This window comes from Stenotrophomonas sp. YJH_SMC_32 (assembly GCF_059369975.1).
Genome location: NZ_JCAFTE010000001.1, coordinates 760,924 through 780,685, shown reverse-complemented (window position 1 = coordinate 780,685; position 19,762 = coordinate 760,924). Strand labels below are relative to the sequence as shown.

General features: G+C 65.2%; 13 protein-coding genes and 1 pseudogene. 1 reads left to right on the top strand and 13 read right to left on the bottom strand.

Annotation, left to right across the window (positions count from 1 at the left end):
• Window positions 1-29: 29 nt before the first annotated feature.
• From AC5P7S_RS03530 to AC5P7S_RS03495, 8 genes and pseudogenes are all read right to left on the bottom strand, one after another.
• On the bottom strand, window positions 30-4,643 hold the full coding sequence (locus AC5P7S_RS03530; RefSeq protein ID WP_262233289.1) for a YadA-like family protein: 4,614 nt from the start codon (window positions 4,641-4,643) through the stop codon (window positions 30-32).
• A 156-nt stretch (window positions 4,644-4,799) separates the two neighbouring features.
• Window positions 4,800-4,931 (bottom strand): annotated as a pseudogene (locus tag AC5P7S_RS03525) (ESPR domain-containing protein); the annotation flags it as partial.
• Between the two features lie 63 nt (window positions 4,932-4,994).
• Window positions 4,995-5,702, bottom strand: a complete 708-nt coding sequence (locus AC5P7S_RS03520; RefSeq protein WP_095379078.1) for a pilus assembly protein — start codon at window positions 5,700-5,702, stop codon at window positions 4,995-4,997.
• 17 nt (window positions 5,703-5,719) lie between these two features.
• The gene (locus tag AC5P7S_RS03515) at window positions 5,720-6,790 is read right to left on the bottom strand and encodes a CblD like pilus biogenesis initiator family protein (RefSeq protein ID WP_495213597.1); all 1,071 of its coding nucleotides are present in this window, start codon (window positions 6,788-6,790) and stop codon (window positions 5,720-5,722) included.
• A 62-nt stretch (window positions 6,791-6,852) separates the two neighbouring features.
• Complete coding sequence (locus AC5P7S_RS03510; RefSeq protein ID WP_095379076.1) at window positions 6,853-9,576, bottom strand: TcfC E-set like domain-containing protein; 2,724 nt, start codon at window positions 9,574-9,576, stop codon at window positions 6,853-6,855.
• A 51-nt stretch (window positions 9,577-9,627) separates the two neighbouring features.
• The gene (locus AC5P7S_RS03505; protein ID WP_049453695.1) at window positions 9,628-10,134 is read right to left on the bottom strand and encodes a CS1 type fimbrial major subunit; all 507 of its coding nucleotides are present in this window, start codon (window positions 10,132-10,134) and stop codon (window positions 9,628-9,630) included.
• A 340-nt stretch (window positions 10,135-10,474) separates the two neighbouring features.
• Window positions 10,475-10,840, bottom strand: a complete 366-nt coding sequence (locus AC5P7S_RS03500) for a NirD/YgiW/YdeI family stress tolerance protein (protein ID WP_095379087.1) — start codon at window positions 10,838-10,840, stop codon at window positions 10,475-10,477.
• A 109-nt stretch (window positions 10,841-10,949) separates the two neighbouring features.
• The gene (locus AC5P7S_RS03495; protein ID WP_095379073.1) at window positions 10,950-11,717 is read right to left on the bottom strand and encodes an alpha/beta fold hydrolase; all 768 of its coding nucleotides are present in this window, start codon (window positions 11,715-11,717) and stop codon (window positions 10,950-10,952) included.
• A gap of 93 nt (window positions 11,718-11,810) precedes the next feature.
• On the opposite strand from AC5P7S_RS03495, the gene AC5P7S_RS03490 reads away from it, so the two are divergent.
• Window positions 11,811-12,584, top strand: coding sequence for an AraC family transcriptional regulator (locus AC5P7S_RS03490; protein WP_095379071.1), 774 nt, complete (start codon window positions 11,811-11,813; stop codon window positions 12,582-12,584).
• Window positions 12,585-12,799: 215 nt separating this feature from the next.
• Here the strand turns inward: AC5P7S_RS03490 and AC5P7S_RS03485 are convergent, their stop codons facing one another.
• The 5 genes from AC5P7S_RS03485 to recG form a co-directional block, all read right to left on the bottom strand.
• Complete coding sequence (locus tag AC5P7S_RS03485; RefSeq protein ID WP_095379069.1) at window positions 12,800-13,867, bottom strand: hypothetical protein; 1,068 nt, start codon at window positions 13,865-13,867, stop codon at window positions 12,800-12,802.
• Window positions 13,868-14,159: 292 nt separating this feature from the next.
• Window positions 14,160-15,437, bottom strand: coding sequence for a citrate synthase (locus AC5P7S_RS03480; RefSeq protein ID WP_095379067.1), 1,278 nt, complete (start codon window positions 15,435-15,437; stop codon window positions 14,160-14,162).
• A 296-nt stretch (window positions 15,438-15,733) separates the two neighbouring features.
• Entirely contained in the window at window positions 15,734-15,976 is a 243-nt protein-coding gene (locus tag AC5P7S_RS03475; RefSeq protein ID WP_005418951.1) for a type B 50S ribosomal protein L31, read from the bottom strand.
• An 88-nt stretch (window positions 15,977-16,064) separates the two neighbouring features.
• Window positions 16,065-17,003, bottom strand: coding sequence for a nucleoside hydrolase (locus tag AC5P7S_RS03470; RefSeq protein ID WP_065197147.1), 939 nt, complete (start codon window positions 17,001-17,003; stop codon window positions 16,065-16,067).
• Window positions 17,004-17,643: 640 nt separating this feature from the next.
• On the bottom strand, window positions 17,644-19,755 hold the full coding sequence (recG, locus tag AC5P7S_RS03465; protein WP_005418953.1) for an ATP-dependent DNA helicase RecG: 2,112 nt from the start codon (window positions 19,753-19,755) through the stop codon (window positions 17,644-17,646).
• Window positions 19,756-19,762 lie beyond the last annotated feature (7 nt).

Here is a 19,762-nt window from a genome sequence, read left to right as displayed (position 1 = left end):
TTACGCGCGTCACGCCGGGGCTCCATGGCTTACCAGCCGATGCCCACGCCGACGCCCATGCTGCGCTCACCGCTGTTGGTGAACGCACCATTGAGGCTGAAGGTGGCTGAGCCCTTTTCGTTGAGCACGCGCTGGTAGCCCACCGCCATGGCCGATTCGCCTTCGGCATAACCCACGCCCGCGCCGAGGCGGTTGTAGGTGGCCAGGCCGGCCGTGTTCATGGCCATGGCCGTCTGCGCACTGCTCATCGCGGCCATGCGGTTGAAGCGCTTGTCCATCTTGTCCAGGCGGCGTTCGAAGTTGCTGATGGCACCATTGGTGTACTCGTTGGCGCGGGCCAGCATGTCCTCCAGATCACGTGTACTCACCTGCGGCGTGGGCGACGGCGTGTCGTCCTTCTTCGACTTCGGCTGCGGCGTGGGCGACGTGCCCTCGCCTGCCGAGGCCACCTGCGGCGAATCACTGGCTTCCGGCCTTGGCGTGACCTGTTCGGTGGGTGCGGCCGAAGCCGCAGCCAGCGCACGCGACTGCGGCTGACCGTCGACGCGCTGCTCCAGCCCATCCATGCGGCCATTGAGCTGCTGCTGCACGGCGTGCAGCTGGCCACCGTTGACCGCCTCGCGGCTGCCGGCAGCGATCAGGCCGTTGGCCACGTTGGAAATGACCATGCCGTTGGCGCCGGCCAGGGTGAGTTGGGCGATGCCGTCGCTACGGGTGGACGGCGTTTCCTGGAAGACCGAGCGGAGCTGGGTTTCAACGCGGTCCATGCGGGAGCCCGTGGTGACTACGGCGGAATCCAGCGTGGTGAGAGCGTCGTTGACGGTGCTCTGGTGCTGGCCCTGGATGTTGAAGCCGGGGGTGGTGACATTGCCGTTGGCGTCGATGTTGCCGCCGAGGGTGGAAAGGGCGCCGCGGAGCTGGCCGATGGTGGCTGCGTCATGCTGAGCGACCCCATGTGCGACATTGGTCAATCTACGCTTGAGCGAATCATTGCCAAAGGAAATCACCCCCCTTTCTGATGCATATGAATAGGCGCCGAGAGCGACGGACTCCAAAGCATCCTCCGTGACGATAGCATAGCTTCCCAATGCAACTCCCCCGCTCTGGTCTACTCTCGCACCTGCGCCAAGCGCATATCCGTTCTCCGCGAAAGAACTAACATACGCACCACGCCCCAAGGCAACAGAGTTCTTCCCGAGCGCGCTTGTATAGCTGCCAACTGCTGTCCCCCCTTCAGAATCCATCGAAGCCTGAGCTCCATTACCGAGGGCAACGCCGTAGATTCCTGCCTCAGCGCGCTCCCTATGCAGTTCCGATCCGACTGCCAGCATTTCTGTGCGCTCTTCCAAACTTTCGACTCTGGAATTGGTTGCATACAACTGCCCCCCGTTCACAACATCCTTACCCTCAGGCAACAGCATTCCATCGGCTACACCTGTAAGGGTCGCGCCACCGAAGTCGATTACGCCACCAGCGCTGGCGGCAACGGCGACACCGGAACTTTCCGCGTCGCGGAGTGCGTCAAGATCACTCCTGTTCCGCGCGATGTCCTGCTTCGCTGCGTATAGCTGGCTACCAGTCACCGCATCACGACTGCCTGCAGCAATGCGTCCATCGGCCAGATTCGACAGAACCATGCCCTGCGTACCTGCCAAGTTCAGCTGACCAACGCCATCCGCCCGGGTCGAGGGCGACTGCTGGAACGTCGCGCGCATCTGACTTTCGACACGTTCCGAACGACTGCTCGCCTTTACCACCGCTCCATCCAATGCAACCAGCGCCTCACCCACGGTACTGTGGGTGCTGCCCTGAACCTTGTACTCGGGCGCAATGATGCTGCCAGCGCCGTCCAGTCCTGCACCTCCACCCAAAGTGGCTAGAGCGTCATTCAGCTGCCCTGCGGTGGCGGCGTCGTTGCTTCCTCTTCCACGCGCAACATTCACCAGCCGGCGCTGAAGCGAGTCATTACCTATCGATACGGTTTCTGACTCACGCGCAATAGACTGATATCCGAGCGCAACAGATCCGATCGCGGAGACATGGACCTCACTCTCCGCCCCGAGGGAAACTCCGTACTTTGCCGCTACCTGAGACCTTCCACCCAGCGCGAAGCCATCCTCGGCGCCACTATGAACGTTGGCAGCCCGCCCAAGAGCTACTGAATTCTTTGCACTCGCAGTCGAGAATGCCCCAAGCGCGGTCGCCCCCTCCTTGTCAACAGATGCAATAGCGCCGTCGCCCACCGCAACACCCAGATCCCCAGCAAGTGCGGCTGTACTAAAGCCATCCGCACCCACCGCAATGAAGCGGGTCAGATCTTCCATTTCGGCCATTCGTAGATTGGTCGCAAACAGCTGCCCTCCATTCACGGCATCCGTACTAGCCGCAGAACTGATATCTCCAGCAGCCACACCCGATACGCGCGCTCCTTCCATATCCACCAGGCGACGATCAGCACTGAACTTGACCACGCCATCCAGATCCGGATCGAAGTTGTCGAAGTCCGCACGCAGCGCATCGATCTCGATCCGGTTGTCGGCGATACGCCCGTCCTGATCCGTCAGCTGCTGCGTGTGCCCAGCCAAAGCCTGTCGCTGTGTCTCCACCGTGGCATTGGTCGCAAACAGCTGCTGCCCGGTCACCGCATCGGTGCTGCCTGCACTCAGCGTGCCGTTGGCGATGTTGTAGACGCGTCGCTTGGCTCCGGTCTTGTTGGCGACATCCACAATGGTGCCGGTGTTCTCTGCCCCCAGGCGGACATTGCCACTGGCAGACACCTGGCCCACCAGTCCGCCCAAGGCATCAGCCTTCTGCACAGCGCCATCAGCCACGCCACGGGCGGCATCGGCCGCCGTCTTGGCCGCGGTTGCGGCGGTGCGCACGCTGGTCACTTCACTATTGGTGGCATTGAGCTGCTGCCCGGTCACTGCATCCGTGCTGGACGCACTGAGCACGCCATTGGCCAGATTCTGCAGTTTGCGCTTGGCGCCACTCTTGTTGGCCACGTCGACGACGGTGCCGGTGTTGTCTGCACCCAAGCGCACGTTGCCACTTGCCGACACCTGCCCCACCAGGCCATCCAGTACCGCCACGCGCGCCTGCGCACCGTCCGCGGTCGCCTTCACAGCAGCCACGCTGGTGTTGGTGGCATGCAGCTGCTTGCCGGTCACCGCTTCACTGCTGGACGTACTCAAGGCGGCATCCGCCACGTTGACCACTTTGCGCTTCAACGAGTCATTGCCCACCGAGACCTGATTGGTCCCAGTCGTTGCTGAGCCATTACCCAGCGCAACCGCGCCTGCATGTGCCGCATTGGCGCGATCACCTAGGGCCAGCGCGCTCTGTGCCTTAGCACTCGCCTGATTACCCAGTGCCGAGGCATACAGGCTGCTGGCAACCGCCCCGCGCCCGACCGCCGTGGCCTGGTTGGCCGACGCGTTGCTCTGGAAGCCCAGAGCGGTGGCGTGCGTGCCTTTACCAGACGCCTCATGGCCGACGGCAACGCCTCGATCACCCGTTGCGACGGCATCCAATCCAAGCGCCACCGCACCGTTGCCACTGCGGGTTCCAGCACCGATGGACACACCCGCGTTGCCACTGATCTTGTTACCCGCGTCATCCACCGTCGCGCGAGCGTCTGCGCCCATGGCGACACTCTTGCCGTTGTAGGCTTTGGCGTTGTTGCCCAGCGCCGTACTGATGCCGTAGCTGGCCTGCTCCGCGACAGCTCCCGCGCCAAGGGCCACTGCGCTGGCGTTCAGCCGTGTAGCCGTCGCGTCGGCTGCTGCCTGCGCCTTGCTGACATTGGCGTTGGTTGCATTGAGCTGCTTGCCCGTCACCGCCTCGGTGCTGGTCGTGCTCAGCGCCCCATCCTTCAGGCCAGTGATAGTGCGAACAGCATTGGACTTGTTGCGGACATCCAGCACGGTGCCGGTGTTCTCGCCGCCAATACGCACGTTGCCGCTGGCCGAGACCTGGCTGACCAGGCCACTGACCGCATTGGCCTTGGCCAACGCTGTGTTGGCATTGGTATTGGCCGTATTGGCCGTGGACTGTGCTGCCGTGGCTGTCGTCTTCGCAGCATCTGCCGCTGCCTGGGCCTTCGTCACATCTGTATTGGTAGCGTTGAGTTGCTTTCCTGTAACGGCGTCCGAGCTGGTCGCGGACAAACGCGCATCTTGAACGTTAACAATTCGTCTCTTAGCGCTACTCGTACCTACAGATACGGTATTGGCTTCGGTGGCGACCGAGCCCATCCCCAGTGCCACCGTGCCATTTGCCGTGGTGCGTGCCTGATGGCCTACAGCAACCCCATCATACTGCGCTTCGGCTGCGCCTCCCAACGCCACGGCTCCTGACCAGCCTGCAGACCCAGCGCGCGAGTTGCCACCGATGGCAATCCGAGAGTTGCCTGCTCCAGATTCGGTTCTAGCACCGCTTCCGAGCGCCATCGAGTTAACACCATAGGCGCTGGAAAAATTGCCTAGTGCAACGGTACCTATGCCATCCGTCGTTGCAAATGCTCCAACAGCGGTACTGTAGCCTTGGTATTGATGAACGAAGTGTCCGAGAGATGTCGTGTTGTCTCCACGTGTCCATAGATTGTTGCCAAAGCCGGTGGAGTTGCTCCCCAGAAAGCTCACTGCGTTTCCGGTGAAAAGCACGTGTTGGCCATCTCCCTGTATCCATTGGTAACCGTCTACCCACGCCCACATGGGTACGCATCCCTGACTTGCATTCCAACAGGAGTGGAGATTTCTACCTGCGAATGCGGACTCCACTGGCAGGAGTGCCAAGCCAAGGGAGAGGCCCAGGGCGAGTGACGGACGAGCGCAAGTTGCCTGACGCTTTCCGCGCGCACGCGCAACTTCACTGGCCACCACCCAGCACTGCCGAGTGCGACTCCATAGACGACGGTAGATACGATTCATTGGCTCTCCTTAACAAAGGGTTCGAGGAAGAACCCCACCAGCGCCGCTGGCGGGGCTGGGGAATCAGCCGGCGCTGGGCGCCAGGGTCTGTACGTGCTCGCGATAGCCATCGCGAGTCAGCCGGTAACGCATCTGCAGCGTGTGTCCGGGCTGCACGGGAAAAGGCAGTTCCAGCGCGCTGCCCGGGTACAGGCTTCGCGACACGTCGTGCGCGGTGCAGCGCGCGCCATCGCAGTCGGCGATGCTGGTGATGCCCACGCGCACCGTGCCGGTGTTGAGTAGCCGGTTTCCTTCCACCTGCACCGCCATGGCAGGCTGCGCAGGCAGCACATTGACCAGCGCCCCCCAGACCAGGCTGACGCCGATGTTGGCCTGTGCGCGCTCGCCCTCGCCTGCACGTTCGATCCCTTCAGGGCCACGCACACCTTCGAAGTACACGCGGTAGGCGGTTTCCTTCTCGACCGGCTGCAGCGGAATCACCCGGATCAGGCGATTGCCGCCACCTGCCAGCGCGAACTTGCCGGGGGTGATGGCGATGGCCGCTTCGCCGGGCTCGACCTCGACCTCCTGCTCGTCTGCACCGGCGGGATTGACGATGCGCTTGATCGAGGCCTGCACGTACTGCGGCTGGGTGGACTGCGAATAGATGCGGATCTGCGCACCCTTCTTCACGTCTACCGACGTGCGCATGGGGTGCACGGTGAGATTGGCGTGGGCAGGCATCGCCATCAGCAGCGACAGGGGAAGCAGGCAGCGAATGAAAGGCTTCATCGGGGGCTCCATGGGAATCAGGGCGTGACAGTGGGAACGCGCAGTTCCACCTTGAGGTCGCCGTCGTAGTAGCCGGGGCGTTTGCTGCTGACCGGCACACGGGGGGTGTCCAGCGTCAACGGCGTGGGCACGCAGAACACCGGCTGCGTCATGCCGGGCAACAGCACCAGGCGCAGCTTTGCGGTATCGATGCCGTGCAGCAGCTGCTCCACGCCGTTGCGCAGCGGTATGGCGCTGCCGTTGTGATCGAGGGTGACGGTGTAGTCCACGCGCTGCGTGGCGTCGCTGCCGCCGTCGGTATGCCAGACCGAGTAGCCGGAAGGCCCCGGAGGACGCGGCCCGCTGTCGCGCACGGTGACGCCCAGGTACTGGCTCTGCGAGCCCAGTCCGTCGTACAGACACATGTCGAGTTGGGCGCGACCGCCGACGGTCTGCGCGATCGGGTCGTACTGCAGGTTCAGGCCGACGTGCGGGGTGACTTGGTCGAACAGCGGGAAGTAGATGGAGACCGCGTTGTAGTCGGTAATGGTGAAGTCGAAGGTAAAGGCGTGGGTACCGATCACGCCTCCGTTGACGTCCACATGCAGATCGAGGATTAGCTCAGCATCCCAGTGTCCAGCCACAAGCTTCGCCAACTCCCCATTAGGAATGCGAAGATCGACGCCAGTTCCAACTGCGGGAGCATCAATACATGTCGCTCCAAAAGTTGTGTGGATAGGCCTGTCAGTGTCTTCCCAATAGCCGCGATAGCAACGTTGATCGCCATACGCGCGCTGGAGAGAGCCAACTACGTTGATTTCCGTCCAGAGCCCACTTCTGCGCTCAACGAACCGCAACGGGATCTCTGTCGCTCTGGATCCAGTCGTGCCATCTCCAATCGTTCTGCACTTTCCACTCTTTGCGTCTGTTTCGGATCGGCATGTCAGATGAATTCGCCCGTAGCCGAGGTCTTGATCGAGGTTGTATCCAAGGGGAGTTCTCCGCGCATACAGGACAATCTCACCTGGCATTGAGGATCGATCGTATGAGATGACATGGCTTTGCTGGGCGGCGCCAATTGGATCCAAGTCCGGCGGCCGCTGCGCCATCGCTCGCGGCATCAGCACCACCAGCGCACACAGCACCGCCATCACCCACCACACCCGGCGGTTCACTGCGTACCTCCCGCGGCCGCGGTCTGCGGCGTGGCGGCAATCAACGCCTGCTCCTGCAGCAGTCGCGTCACCCGTGCCTGATGGCGGATGTCGGCGGGCAGCTGCGCCACGGCCAGCGGTTCGCATTGCACCGCACCTACCAGCATCACCACGCTGCGGCGCTCGCGCACCTGCAGCGGGCAATGCAGCAGCCGGTCGTCCTGCAGCAGGTACAGGGTCTTCTCGCGTCGTGGGAAGTCGGCCACGAAGCCTCCATTGCTGCCGGTGCCGGGCACCGGCGCGTTGAGAATGCGGGCGCCGCGCAGCGGTGCACCGGCGATGTCGTGGGCGTTGCCGATGAAGGTGTAGGTCACTTCAATCGGCACCGGCATGCGCACCAGCCGCCCGGGCGAGAGGAAAAGCGGGCGCGCACCGCCGACGCCGCTCACCCGCACAGCGGCGATGCTGTCCAGGGCGCTGGCGTCCTGCACTTCGGCGCGGTGCGATTGGTAGGCGGAAACCGGCAGCAGGCGGCGTTCGCCCAGCTTCAGCCGCTGCCGGCGCAGTCCGCCTACCTGCAGTTCGGCGGCCACGCCGGTCAGATCCAGGTCGTCGGTGCCATCCACCTGCACCGCCAGCCCGGCATCGGCGCCCACGCCTGCGCCCCAGTACAGCCCGCGCGAGCCGATGGCCAGGCCGGAACTGTGCGTGGCGCTGTACGCCACCTCGTTGCCACCCTGGTGCTGGTAGCGGGATACCGTAGCGCCGGTCTGGCCGATGCGGTTCTGCAGCTGCCCGCTGAGCGTGGCGCTGTAGCGTTCGTTGTTGTTGCCGCGCAGTTCGCCGGACACTTCGCGGTACTGGTCTTCGTATTCCTGGCGCAGGGTCTGGCCGGCGCTGTAGTTGACGTCCGGTCGTGCGTGCTGCGGCTGGCGCACATCCAGGCCGTAACGCCGCTGCGAACTGCCGTGGTCGCCGCGCTGCAGGCGGTTGAGGCTGACGTTGAAGTAGATGCCGCGGTCACGACCATCGCGCAGGCCGCCGCCACTGGTCTGCTGCCACACGCCGATGCGGCTGGAGACACTGAACTCGCCCCAGCGCTGGCTGCGGCTGTAGCTGGCCTGCCAGGTGCGGCTGAGCTGCGGCACGCGCGTGCGCTGTGGCACCCACGGCGGCAGCAGCGGGTCGAGCCCGGCCAGCGGGTCATCCCCCAGCCCTGGTTGCACGGTGCCTGCGCGCCAGGTCTGGCGGCGGGTGTAGGCCACGTAGGCATTGCCGCCCGCCACTGGCAGCGCCATCGAGGCGCTGAGCGAGTCTGCACAGCCGAGCCGGTCGCGCGCGTCGTCCTCGAACTGGCAGGCGCGGCCGCGCATGCGCTGGTGGTACACATTCCACGAGGCGCGGCGACGATACGAAAGCTGATGCTGCTGGCCACGGCTGCCATCGCTGCCGTGCATGCCGCTGAAGGTGCCGCGAATCTCCTGGGTGGCGAACACATGGCGCAGGTCCAGCCGCAGTTCGCCATAGCTGAAGCCGCCGAGGTCGGCGATGCCGGCCGTCACTGCCACGTTGCGCGATACCGGCACGCGCAGGCCGGCCATCGCTGCCAGCTCGTCGTTGAAACGGTCGCTGCGGCGCTCGTTACGGCGGCCACCCTGCATGAACCACTGCACGCTGCTGTCGGTCCAGTCGCCGCCCTTGTCGAACGGCGCGTCCTCGCTGCGCACCAGCACACCGTCTTCGTAGATGCGCAGGGTGACGGTGTAGTTGCCCAGCGGAAACCGGCGCGTATCGAGCTGGTTGATACCGGCCTGCAGGTAGAAGGTCTGCAGCAGGCGCTCGCCATCGAACGCATCCACCCGTGCATCGCGTGCCAGCAGCACGGTGAGCGGCGTGGCTTGTACGGCGGCCGCCGAATCCACGTAGGCCTGCGTGGTGCCCAGGCGCAGGCCCTGGAAGCGGTCCATCGGCAGCATGCTGAAGCTGAAGGTGCCGCCCTGCGGACTGCTCAGGTTGCGGCGGTCCATGCACCCGGCCTGCAGGTAGTGCTGCTGCCCTAGGTCATGGCGGTAATAGGCGTTGTCCAGCTGGAAATCGCGGTTGGCGCGGCCGCCGCGATAGTGCTGCTGGCTGAAGGTCCAATCGGCAGACAGGTGCCCGCGCTGGAACACACCCAGCGCGCCCATGCCCTGCGCGGCCAGCGACTGGTAGCCGCGGCCGCCGCTGACGTTGAACGTGTGCTGGTGCAGGAAGGCATTTTCGGCATTGGCGCTGACCTGGTGGTAGCGCTCGGCGGCCGGTTCGCCGGGAATCCATTGGCGGGCGACGAACAGGCGCACGGCGCCCTCGCCTTCGTCATACAGCGCGCGCACGGCGGTGGGCTCCTCGGGGGGATCGATGTAACCGCAACCGGCGCTGGCGCCACCGTAACGGCAGGCCAGATGGCTGTTGCGCGGCAGCGGCTGCGACAGCGCTGGCAACAACGCGGCCTGTGCCTCGGCGGGCAGCTGCAATGCCTGCAGCGCCTCGGCCGGGGATTCCAGCTGCACGTGTTCCAGGGTCACGCGCACCGGCACCAGCCTGGTCGAGCGACCGAACAGGCGCACCTCAAGTTGTTCGGTCTGGCCTTCGACCAGATCCTCGAAACCGGCGGGAACGCCTCGCGCCGCGACCAGGGGCGTGGCCAACGACAGTGCGAGCGCGACCGCCAGCCGGGTGACGGCGGGTGCGGGAAATTTCATGGGGGTGTTACCGGAAGCGGCCGGCCCGGGATGCGGGCCGGCGCGGGCGCCTTACGGGCTGGCGGTCTTCTGCTGCATGGCGATGGTGACGATGCCTTCGTAGGTACCGCCCTTGGCGATCGGCGCCTGGGTGGTCTGCGCAATGCGCAGCGGCATCGGGATCGATGCGCCCGGCAGCGCGCCGTCGAACAGGTCGGAGGCGGTGAAGTCCTGTGCGGCCACGGTCAGCGCCTTGCCGTTGAGGCTGACGGTCAGTGGTACCGGGGCGCCGCTGCCATCGGTATTGAGCAGCTGCGGGGCGCTGCCGACGCGCACTTCGATGTCCTTGTCTTCGTCGTTGGAGTAGATGCGCACCTGCTGGGTCCAGGGCACCAGGCCGCTGACCGGGTTGTGGACCAGGTTCACGACGGAGTCCAGCGCGGTGCCATCGGCCTTCAGCAGGGCCAGGGTCGGGTCGACGTTGGCCCAGACCTTGATGTCGGCGTCGAACGCGTTGGCGGACAGCGAAACGGTGGCCAGCGCTGCAGCGAGCGTGGCCTTCTTCAGAATGGCGTGCATGTGTGTCTCTCTCGGACAGGGGGAATTTGAAAGCCCCCCTCCCCAAGGAGAAAGGGAGGGAGGCGCCGCCCGTGGAGGTGGTCACGGGCGACGAGAGAATGGTAGGTAGGCCTACCGCACGCAGGCCATGCAACGATTCCTAAATAGCTGGACGTTAAGAAGAATTCTTGAGGGCTTTCAATGTTTGAGGATTATGCATATTTCCTCACGACTTGAATGCAAGAAACCTCATTGCGTTGCATTTGTGGCGTCGAGCGATACTCGACTGTCGCTTGAGGCGCACCGTGTGCGCATGAGTCGAGCACGGCTCGACGCTACGTGTAGAAATCGCGAACGACCTTCAATGCGCAGGCACCACGGCGACGTACTCCACATCAATGTCGGTGGGCTTGAAGCGGTGCGTATCCACCTCTCCGTGCAACTCCACCACGGTGGTCGGGCTGACGGCCTGGTGGCTGGGCAGATCCTTGTCGTCGATTTCCACATCGATCTCGCCGGTGGCGTCCTTGAAGCGGTAGCGCTGGTGGCCGATCCTGGCCACCAGCGTGCCCCGCAGCACCACCGGCTGATCGTCACGCTGGGCGCGCGCCTCGGCCACTGTGGTGACGGCATCGGTGGCGCCCGGGCCGGTGTACTGGGCAAAGGCCCCAGCGCTGAGCAGGCTCAACGTGGTGGCGATGAGCGCAAGGGTGAGTCGTCGGTTCATGGTGTTGTCCATGCAGGGATAAGTGCCCACAGCTTCCCTCGCCTCGAAAGTGACGCCCATGCAATAACTCCGAAAAGATGTGAAAACGACATCCCATGTCAGAAACCATTCATCGCGGACCCGACGCGTCTTTCAGGAATGATTCCATCGCCGCCACCAGGGCCAGCGGCGCCTCATTCATCGGGTAATGCCCGGCATCGGCCAGGACATCCATCGTGGCCTGCCGGTAGCGGCGCAGATGGGTGCGCTCCATCAGTGCACGGTTGAAGGTGGGATCGTGCCCACCTACCAGCACCTTCAACCGATGGTTGCCGACGACCTCGCTGCTGAAGTCGGTATCCGCCCACGCCGGAAGATAGGCAGCAAATGCCGCAGGTGACGCATGTGCCGCCGAATACGCGGCCTTCCAGTCGAGCCATTGCGCAGGCAGCCGTCCGCCGGTACTGCGATCGATGATGGTCCGGCGGATGCCGACGTCTCCGGCTGCCGCTTCAAGCAGGCGTCGCGTCGCAGCGTCGTAGGCAATGCCGCCGCAGGGCACCGGCGCAATGGCCACCATGCCGCGCACACGTTCCGGCGCAAGCACCGCCACGCGTTCAATGGCCATGCCGCCCATCGAATGACCTGCCAGGCTGAAGTGTTCAAGGCCGAGGGACGTCATCAGGTCCAATGCGTCGGATGCAATCTCGTCGATGGTGTAGGCCCCTTGCGCATCGCGCATGCCGCCGTAGCCGCGGCAGTCCATGAAGAAGTAGCTGAAGTCATCGCGTGACAACCATGGCTCGATCGGCTCGAACGCGTGCGCGTCGCCGAACCAGCCATGCAGCACCAGGACAGCGTGAGGGCCGTGCCCCACGCGATGGAAAGTGTTGGCCATGGAGTTCCATTGCAGCTGAGAGGAGTGCTGATGCTAGGCAGCGCGGATCCGGCCCACTGTCGATGACGGGTCAATGACTATAGAATCCGGGCCATGCGCCATTCGCTGCTTGATCCGTACGAAGACCTGCCACGCGATGTCGTGGTCACCTCGAACGACTACGCAGCCGAGTTCACGTTTCCCCGCCATGCCCATCGACGCGGGCAGTTCGCGTTCGCTGCGCGCGGCACCATCAGCGTGACGACGCCACAGGGACGCTGGCTGGTGCCACCGCAGCGTGCCTGCTGGGTACCTGCAGGCTTGGCGCATGAGATGACGATGCGCGGTCCGGTGACGATGCTCAATGCCTTTCTCTCTGTCGGGACGGCGATGGCGGTGGCGCTGCCAATGCAGTGCCGCGTGTATGCGGTATCGCCGTTGTTGCGACAGTTGCTGGAGGCCGCCGTGGATCTGCCTGCGCTGTACGACGAGGACGGGCGGGCAGGCAAACTGATGCAGCTGCTGGCAGCGGAGATCGCGTCGATGCCGGCACTTTCCCTGCACGCACCCCTGCCTTCGGATGCACGCCTTGCACGTGTCTGCCGTGCCCTGTTCGATACTCCCTCGCTGGCGGCCCGCCTCAATGACGTTGCGGCCGACGCAGGCATGAGCCGGCGTACGTTCACCCGCTTGTTCCGCGCCGATACCGGGGTGAGTTTTGCCGAGTGGCGGCAGCAGGTGTGCCTGCTGGCGGCCATCGAGCGGCTGGGACAGGGGCAGGCGGTGACCCGTGTGGCATTGGACCTTGGCTATGCAAGCCCGAGTGCGTTTTCCGCGGCCTTCCGGCGTGCGCTGGGGTGTTCGCCGAGCCGGTATGCGCAGTCGTAGTTCAGCTGCCGCGTCTTGCTTTTGTAGCGTCGAGCAGAGCTCGACGCTGCAGACACATGCTCACGCACGACGGGATGGCATCAGGCCGCCGTGCGGCGGCCTGACGGGTCCCACTCAACGATGCAATCTCAGAAGAAGATTGCGTACAGGATCAGCAGCGGAATCGGCACGCCCAACAGCCAGAGCAGAATCATTTTCATCTCAGGTCTCCTCGTTCAAAGGTCGCGGCGGCGGCCGCCCCAGGTGGCGCTGAGGCTGGCGAAGAACGCGCCGATCAGCAGGGTGATGAACAGCCACAGCGCGGCATACGCTGCGGCCTTGCGGGCATCGTCGGCCGCCTGCTTGGCGGTGGTCTTTGCCTTCTCCAGCGCGGCACGCATGCGCGTCTGCACATCGGTCACACGGGCCTGCGCTTCGGCCGGGCTCATGCCGGTCTCGCCCGCAATCAGCTGCGAGAGGTACTGGCTGTCGGCCGGGTCCAAGCCCTCGCCCTGCAGGCTGTTGACGATGATGCGGTTCACTTCGGCGCGGACTTCGCGGCGGTCGCCCACCGGGCCGTTGCCCGGCATCGGGCGTGGCGGCGGACCCATGCGCGCGTCGCGCGGGCCGACACTAGCGGCCGGCGGCGGCGAGGGAGCATTCGGATCCATCGGCGCACCCGGCGGCGGCGCTGTCGGATCAGACGGCCCTGCGCTGGTCGCGCTGCGGAACAGCGAATCGACCCAGTAGTTGAGGTCGCCTTCCGGAGCCGCGCCGGCAGCGCTACCGGCACCTGCGGCGGCAACGCCGGCCGTGGATGCAGCGGCGCCCGCAGTGGCGCCGGCCACCTTCGCGCCCGTGCCGAGCACGCCGCCGATGGCCGAGGTCAGCAGGCCCGCAGTCAGCAGCGTGGCCACGGCCCACGACACGAAGCCATGCGCGGTATCGCGGAAATAGGTTTCATCGCCATGGATCTGTGTCCATTTGGTGCGCAGGCGGCCAGCCAGGTAGCCACCCAGGCCGGAGGCGGCCAGTGCGGTGAAGGTGAGCCAGGCGATGCTGGACCAGCCGAAGGTTTCCTTGCTGACGCCTTCGAACGACCACGGCGACACCGAGGAGAGGCCAAGGCCGACACCGAGGATGAGCAGGATGAGGGAGAGTGCGGCGGCAGCGGCGGCACCGGCGAAAATCGCGCCCCAGGAAACGGCGCTTTCGCAGGGAGGCGCGACGATGGGGGCGGTGACGACAGTGGCGACGTCGGGACCAAGCGGGCCGCGCTCGGGTGGGTCGAATCGGGTACTCATCGGGATGGACGCTCCATTTCAGGTGCTGCGGATGCAGCTGGCGTCCTGAGGCTGCGCGAGCGGTCGTGAAGCTGGCGAGACCCTTGAATCACGCGGTCTTGGCGCGGTGAAGCGCGTGCCAACCAAGGTTGGCACCTACCGAAGGCGGATGCGGTGGTAGATCCACGCCATGCGTGGACGATTTTTCGCGGGCGCCGAAATCGTGCGGACCAACGGTCCGCACCTACCAGGTCCGCGCAAAAAAAAACGCCCCGCGGATGCGGGGCGTTCTCGGCACAACCTACGCGGGCGATCAGCCCTGGTAGTCGCGCACGTCGCTGCCGGTGTAGACCTGGCGCGGACGGCCGATCTTCATTTCCGGGTCGACCTGCTGTTCCAGCCAATGCGACACCCAGCCGGAGGTACGGCCCAGGGCGAACATGACGGTGAACATCTCGGTCGGGATCTGCAGCGCCTTGTAGATGATGCCGCTGTAGAAATCGACGTTCGGGTACAGCTTGCGGGCGACGAAGTACTCGTCCTGCAGCGCGGCCTGTTCCAGCTTCACGGCCACGTCCAGCAGCGGATCCTGCACGCCCAGCTGCTTGAGCACCTTGCTGGTCATCTCGCCGATGACCTTGGCGCGCGGGTCGAAGTTCTTGTAGACGCGGTGGCCGAAGCCCATCAGGCGGAAGCCGGAGGTCTTGTCCTTGGCCTTGACCACGGCGGACTCGACGTTGTCGGCAGTGCCGATCTCTTCCAGCATCTTCAGCACGGCTTCGTTGGCACCGCCGTGGGCCGGACCCCACAGCGCGGTGACGCCAGCGGCGACCGACGCGTACGGGTTGGCACCGGTCGAACCGACCAGGCGCACGGTCGAGGTCGAGGCGTTCTGCTCGTGGTCGGCGTGCAGGATGAACAGCAGGTCCAGTGCCTTCACCACGTCCGGGTTCAGGTCGTACTGGCCGTCAGCGGACTCGAAGGTCTGCTTCAGGAAGCGGCTGACGTAGTCCAGCGAGGTGTCCGGCTTGTTGGCCGGCAGGCCCTTGCCGTGGCGGTAGATCAGCGCCGACAGGGTCGGCACCTTGGCGATCAGGCGCACGGCGGCCTTGCGGCGCTGCTCGGCGTCGGACAGGTCCAGCGAGTCGTGGTAGATGGCCGACAGCTGCGCGATCGCGGCCGCCAGGATCGCCATCGGGTGGGCATCCTTGGCGAAGCTGCCGATCAGGGTGTTGATCGAATCGTCGACGTTGGCTTCGGCGGTCAGCTCATCGGTGAAGGCCTTCAGCTGCTCGGCGCTCGGGCGCTCGCCGTTGATCAGCAGGTAGGCCACTTCGACGTAGCTCGACTTTTCCGACAGCTGTTCGATCGGGTAGCCGCGGTACAGCAGCACACCCTTGTCGCCGTCGATGTAGGTGATGGCGGACTTGCAGCTGGCCGTCGCGGTGAAGCCGGAATCGTAGGTGAAGAACCCCGTTTCCTTGGTCAGCTTCGCGATGTCGACGCAGTCGTTGCCAAGGGTGGGTTTGATGACGGGCAGAACGACGGACTTATCGCCGGCGTTGAGCGTGACCTGATCAAGATCGGACACTGTGTGCGCTCCTTCATGGGAAGGCGCCTGCCCAAGCGCATTGGTCAGGCACGTGAATGACGTCCTCGGCCTGTGCCGGGGATCACGTCATTATCGCACAGCAGCATTTGTCGGGTGCTAGACGGAAGTCGTATACGACAGGCGGCCGGACACCGGCCGTTGAGCGGCCCGGATCGGCAAAAGCGTTGTCACACGAACGCAGTGTTCCGTCCATCCAAACGCCCGTTGGGTTGGCGTCGGGGAAAAACAAACGGCCGCGCAGAGCGCGGCCGTCGGTTCGAAGCTGGATCGACAGATCAGCGCGCGTAGCGCTTCTGGAACTTGTCGATACGGCCCGAGGTGTCGATGACCTTGTGCTTGCCCGTGTAGAACGGGTGCGAAGCAGAGGAAATTTCAACCTTGACCAGCGGGTATTCGTTGCCGTCTTCCCACTGGATGGTTTCCTTCGTGCCCATGGTCGAGCGGGTCAGGAACTTGAAATCGGAGGTGACGTCATGGAAGACGACGTCGCGGTAGTTCGGATGGATATCGGCCTTCATGGGCTCACACCGTAAATGGGCTGGTGGTCAAGAGCGGCATTATAAGCACCGGTTGCCGCTCGGGGCAACCGGTGGCGGTCAATCGAGGTCAGTCCGCGCCCAGGGCCTGGCGCACCAGGGCCTCGAAACGCGGCTGGTCGTAGGCCATCAGCAGATCGCAATTGTCCGGCTGGCCGGTCTGGCGGTTCCAGTCGACGATGGTGGCGCCGCGGCTGAACGTGCCATTCAGCTCCACGTTCAGCGGCCGTGACTCGACCTGCAGCTGCCCTTCCGGATTCAGCGCCCACGCCATGGCCACCGCATCGGCCGTATACCAGCGGCCGCCCTTGGCATCTTCCGACAGCGCGCGGGTCTTGCGCGAGATCAGTTCGTAGAAGCGGGCGCGGTCGGAATCGGCCTGCAGCCATTTCTCGGCGTCCTCCAGCGGCAGGCCGTGGGCAACGGTCGCCTCCCAGTCCGACACCAGCAGGTGCTTGAACGAGGTGAACACCACGTGCGCGGCTTCAGGATCGAAGGCGATGTTGAATTCGGCTGCCGGGGTGATGTTGCCGTGGCAGGTAACCGCGCCACCCATCACCACGATGCGCTTGATGCGCTGGGGCAGGGTCGGGTCCAGCTTCAGTGCCAGCGCCAGATTGGTCAGCGGGCCCAACATCACCAGCATCAGTTCGCCGGCGTGTTCGTGCGACAGGCGCAGGATGGCCAGGGCAGCGTGCTCGGCCTCGGCCTGGCGGCTCGGCGGCGGCAGGTCCACGTCGCCGTAGCCATCACGGCCATGCACGTGGGCAGCGTCAACGGAGGGGTGCAGCAGCGGATCCGGGCTGCCGGCAAACACCGGTACGTCGGGGCGGCCGACGATGTCACAGAGCTTGAGGGCGTTGCGGACGGTGTATTCGAGGCCGACATTGCCGGCGGCGATGGTCAGGGCGACCACGTCGTGCCGTTCATCGGCAAAGGCCATCAGCAGGGCCAGGGCGTCGTCCACACCGGGATCGGTGTCGATCAACAGGGGGATCTTGTGGGTCATTATTGCCGTCTTCAGATCGGCAACGAAGTGTGGACCGGGATGATGACCGTTGCAAGTACGGAGGTTGGGGTTCTGACAGGGCTGCGCCCTGCACCCGCAGAGGCAACATCAACAGCAACGGCAAAAGCTGGTTTCCTGGGGGAGGCCGGGGTGGATCCGGTTGCGGGGGACGCCGTAAACCCCCAGGCCGGCCCAGCCGCTGGCGGCTGTGCGTTCGGGCGCTTGCGAAGCAGGGCTTCGCCAGCAAAGCGCCCTCACCCATGGGGGCTCGGCCGCGGCTTGCTCGTGTGCGCTGTCCTGCGCACACGGCAAGGCCTGGGTTGGGCGTCCTGCCCAACCCGCCCGAGGCATGCCTCGGGCCCATGCCGCGGACACCCCCGCAACCGGACCCACCCTGCCTTCGACAGATCGCTACCGCTGTTGGTAGGTGTCGACCTTGGTCGACACATCCACGCGATGCGTGGATGAACATGGAAATGATCAAAAGCGCTGTCTGTAGCGTCGAGCCATGCTCGACTCCCGCGCGCAGCGCGAACGGCAGCCGAGCACGGCTGTACAATAGATCCACGCCATGCGTGGGTGAGCGTGCCGGAAATGGGGTCAGAGCCCTTTGCTGTGCAAAGGGCTCTGACCCCACTACTCACGCCGAGGCGTAACGCACAGCGGTGCCGATCCAGCGCTGCACCACGCGATCAGCCAGGGCCGGTTGCTGGGCCAACAGGCGCTCGGCCAATTCATGCACGCCGGGCAGCAGGCCAGCGTCGCGGGCCAGGTCGGCAATGCGGAAACCGGCCAGGCCGGTCTGGCGCGTCCCGAGCAGTTCGCCGGGGCCGCGCAGTTCCAGGTCCTTCTCGGCGATGACGAAACCATCGTTGGTTTCGCGCATGGTCTGCAGGCGCTCACGCGCCATCTGCGAGAGTGGTGCCTGGTACAGCAGCACGCAGCGCGACACCGCCGAACCGCGGCCCACGCGGCCACGCAGCTGGTGCAGCTGGGCCAGGCCGAGGCGCTCGGCGTTCTCGATCACCATCAACGAAGCATTCGGCACGTCCACACCCACTTCGATGACCGTGGTCGCGACCAGCAGGTCGATCTCGCCGGCCTTGAACGCCACCATCGTCGCCAGCTTTTCAGCAGCCTTCAGGCGGCCATGCACCAGCCCCACGCGAACGCCCGGCAGCAGCGCCTGCAGCGATTCGTAGGTGGCCTGCGCCGGGGTGGCATCCAGTTCTTCGCTTTCCTCGATGAGCGTGCACACCCAGTACACCTGCCGCCCTTCCTGGCAGGCCAGCGCAATGCGCTCGATCAGTTCCGGGCGACGGTCATTGTTCAAGGCCACGGTCTGCACAGGGGTGCGGCCCGGTGGCAGTTCGTCGATGGCCGATACATCCAGGTCTGCGTATTCGGACATCGCCAGCGTGCGCGGAATCGGCGTGGCGGTCATCACCAGCTGGTGCGGCACGCTGTTGCCGCCCGCGCCCTTGTCGCGCAGCGCCAAGCGCTGGTGCACGCCGAAGCGGTGCTGCTCATCGACGATGGCCAGCGCCAGGTCCTGGAACACCACCGCCTCCTGCATCAGCGCGTGGGTTCCGACCACCACCTGCGCTTCGCCGTTGGCGACCTGCTCCATCACTTTGGCGCGCGCCTTGCCGGTGACCTTGCCGGCCAGCCAGGCGATGCGCACGCCGAGCGGTTCCAGCCAGCCACGCAGATTGTTGAGGTGCTGCTCGGCCAGCAACTCGGTGGGGGCGGCCAATGCGACCTGCTTGCCCTGCTCCACCGCCAGCATGGCGGCCAGCGCGGCCACCACCGTCTTGCCGGAGCCGACGTCGCCCTGCACCAGCCGCAGCATCGGGCTGGGCCGCGCAAGGTCCTCACGGATCTGCTTGAACACGCGTGCCTGCGCGCCGGTCAGCGCGAACGGCAACTGCTTCAGCAGCGCCTTGGCCAGTTTTCCGGGGCCGGCCAGCGGCGGCGCATGGTGCGCCTGCAATGCAATACGCTGGCGACGCAGGCTGAGGTGATGGGCCAGCAGTTCTTCCATCGCCAGGCGACGCTGCGCCGGGTGGGTACCAGCCGCCAACGCGGCCAGATCGGCATCCGGCGGTGGCCGGTGCACGGTCAGCAGCGCGCTGCGCAGCGGCGGCAGGCCCAGGCCATCGAGCCAACCGTTGGGCAGCAGTTCCAGCGTGCTTTCCTCGGGCAGGCGGTCCAGCGCCTGGCCGATCAGCTTGCGCATGGTCATCGGGCCGACCCCTTCGACGGTGGGATACACCGGGTCGAGGCGGTCGCCGAGTTCGGGATCGTCGTTGCGGCCCAGCACCTGGTAGCTGGGATGGACGATTTCCAGGCCGAGGTGGCCGGGCTTGGGCGTGCCGAAGCAGCGCAGCCGGGTGCCGACCGCGAACTGCCCGACCTGCTGCTGGCGAAAGTGGAAAAAGCGCAGCACCAGGGTGCCCTGCCCTTCGTCTTCCACCGCCACTTTCAGCATCGGCCGGTAGCGCATGCCACGCTCGACCGCGACCACCCGCCCTTCCACCTGCGCCGGCACGCCGTTGCGCAGGTCTTCGATGCGGGTCAGCCGGGTCCGGTCTTCATAGCGCAGCGGCAGGTGAAGCCAGAGATCCTGCAGGGTGGCCAGGCCACGTGCCTGCAGTTTGGCGGCCACGGCCGGACCGACGCCGGCAAGCATCGCCAGGGATGCTTCGCCGGACGGTGACAGGACCGGGGTGACCGCCGCCTTGCGTGCCACGTGGCGG

Coding starts and splice junctions, on each gene's coding strand:
- AC5P7S_RS03505 (WP_049453695.1), bottom strand. CDS start 10,134: ATGCACGCCATTCTGAAGAAGGCCACGCTCGCTGCAGCGCTGGCCACC.
- AC5P7S_RS03470 (WP_065197147.1), bottom strand. CDS start 17,003: ATGACCCACAAGATCCCCCTGTTGATCGACACCGATCCCGGTGTGGAC.
- AC5P7S_RS03495 (WP_095379073.1), bottom strand. CDS start 11,717: ATGGCCAACACTTTCCATCGCGTGGGGCACGGCCCTCACGCTGTCCTG.
- AC5P7S_RS03515 (WP_495213597.1), bottom strand. CDS start 6,790: ATGGCGCAGCGGCCGCCGGACTTGGATCCAATTGGCGCCGCCCAGCAA.
- AC5P7S_RS03520 (WP_095379078.1), bottom strand. CDS start 5,702: ATGAAGCCTTTCATTCGCTGCCTGCTTCCCCTGTCGCTGCTGATGGCG.
- AC5P7S_RS03475 (WP_005418951.1), bottom strand. CDS start 15,976: ATGAAGGCCGATATCCATCCGAACTACCGCGACGTCGTCTTCCATGAC.
- AC5P7S_RS03500 (WP_095379087.1), bottom strand. CDS start 10,840: ATGAACCGACGACTCACCCTTGCGCTCATCGCCACCACGTTGAGCCTG.
- AC5P7S_RS03490 (WP_095379071.1), top strand. CDS start 11,811: ATGCGCCATTCGCTGCTTGATCCGTACGAAGACCTGCCACGCGATGTC.
- AC5P7S_RS03485 (WP_095379069.1), bottom strand. CDS start 13,867: ATGAGTACCCGATTCGACCCACCCGAGCGCGGCCCGCTTGGTCCCGAC.
- AC5P7S_RS03510 (WP_095379076.1), bottom strand. CDS start 9,576: ATGAAATTTCCCGCACCCGCCGTCACCCGGCTGGCGGTCGCGCTCGCA.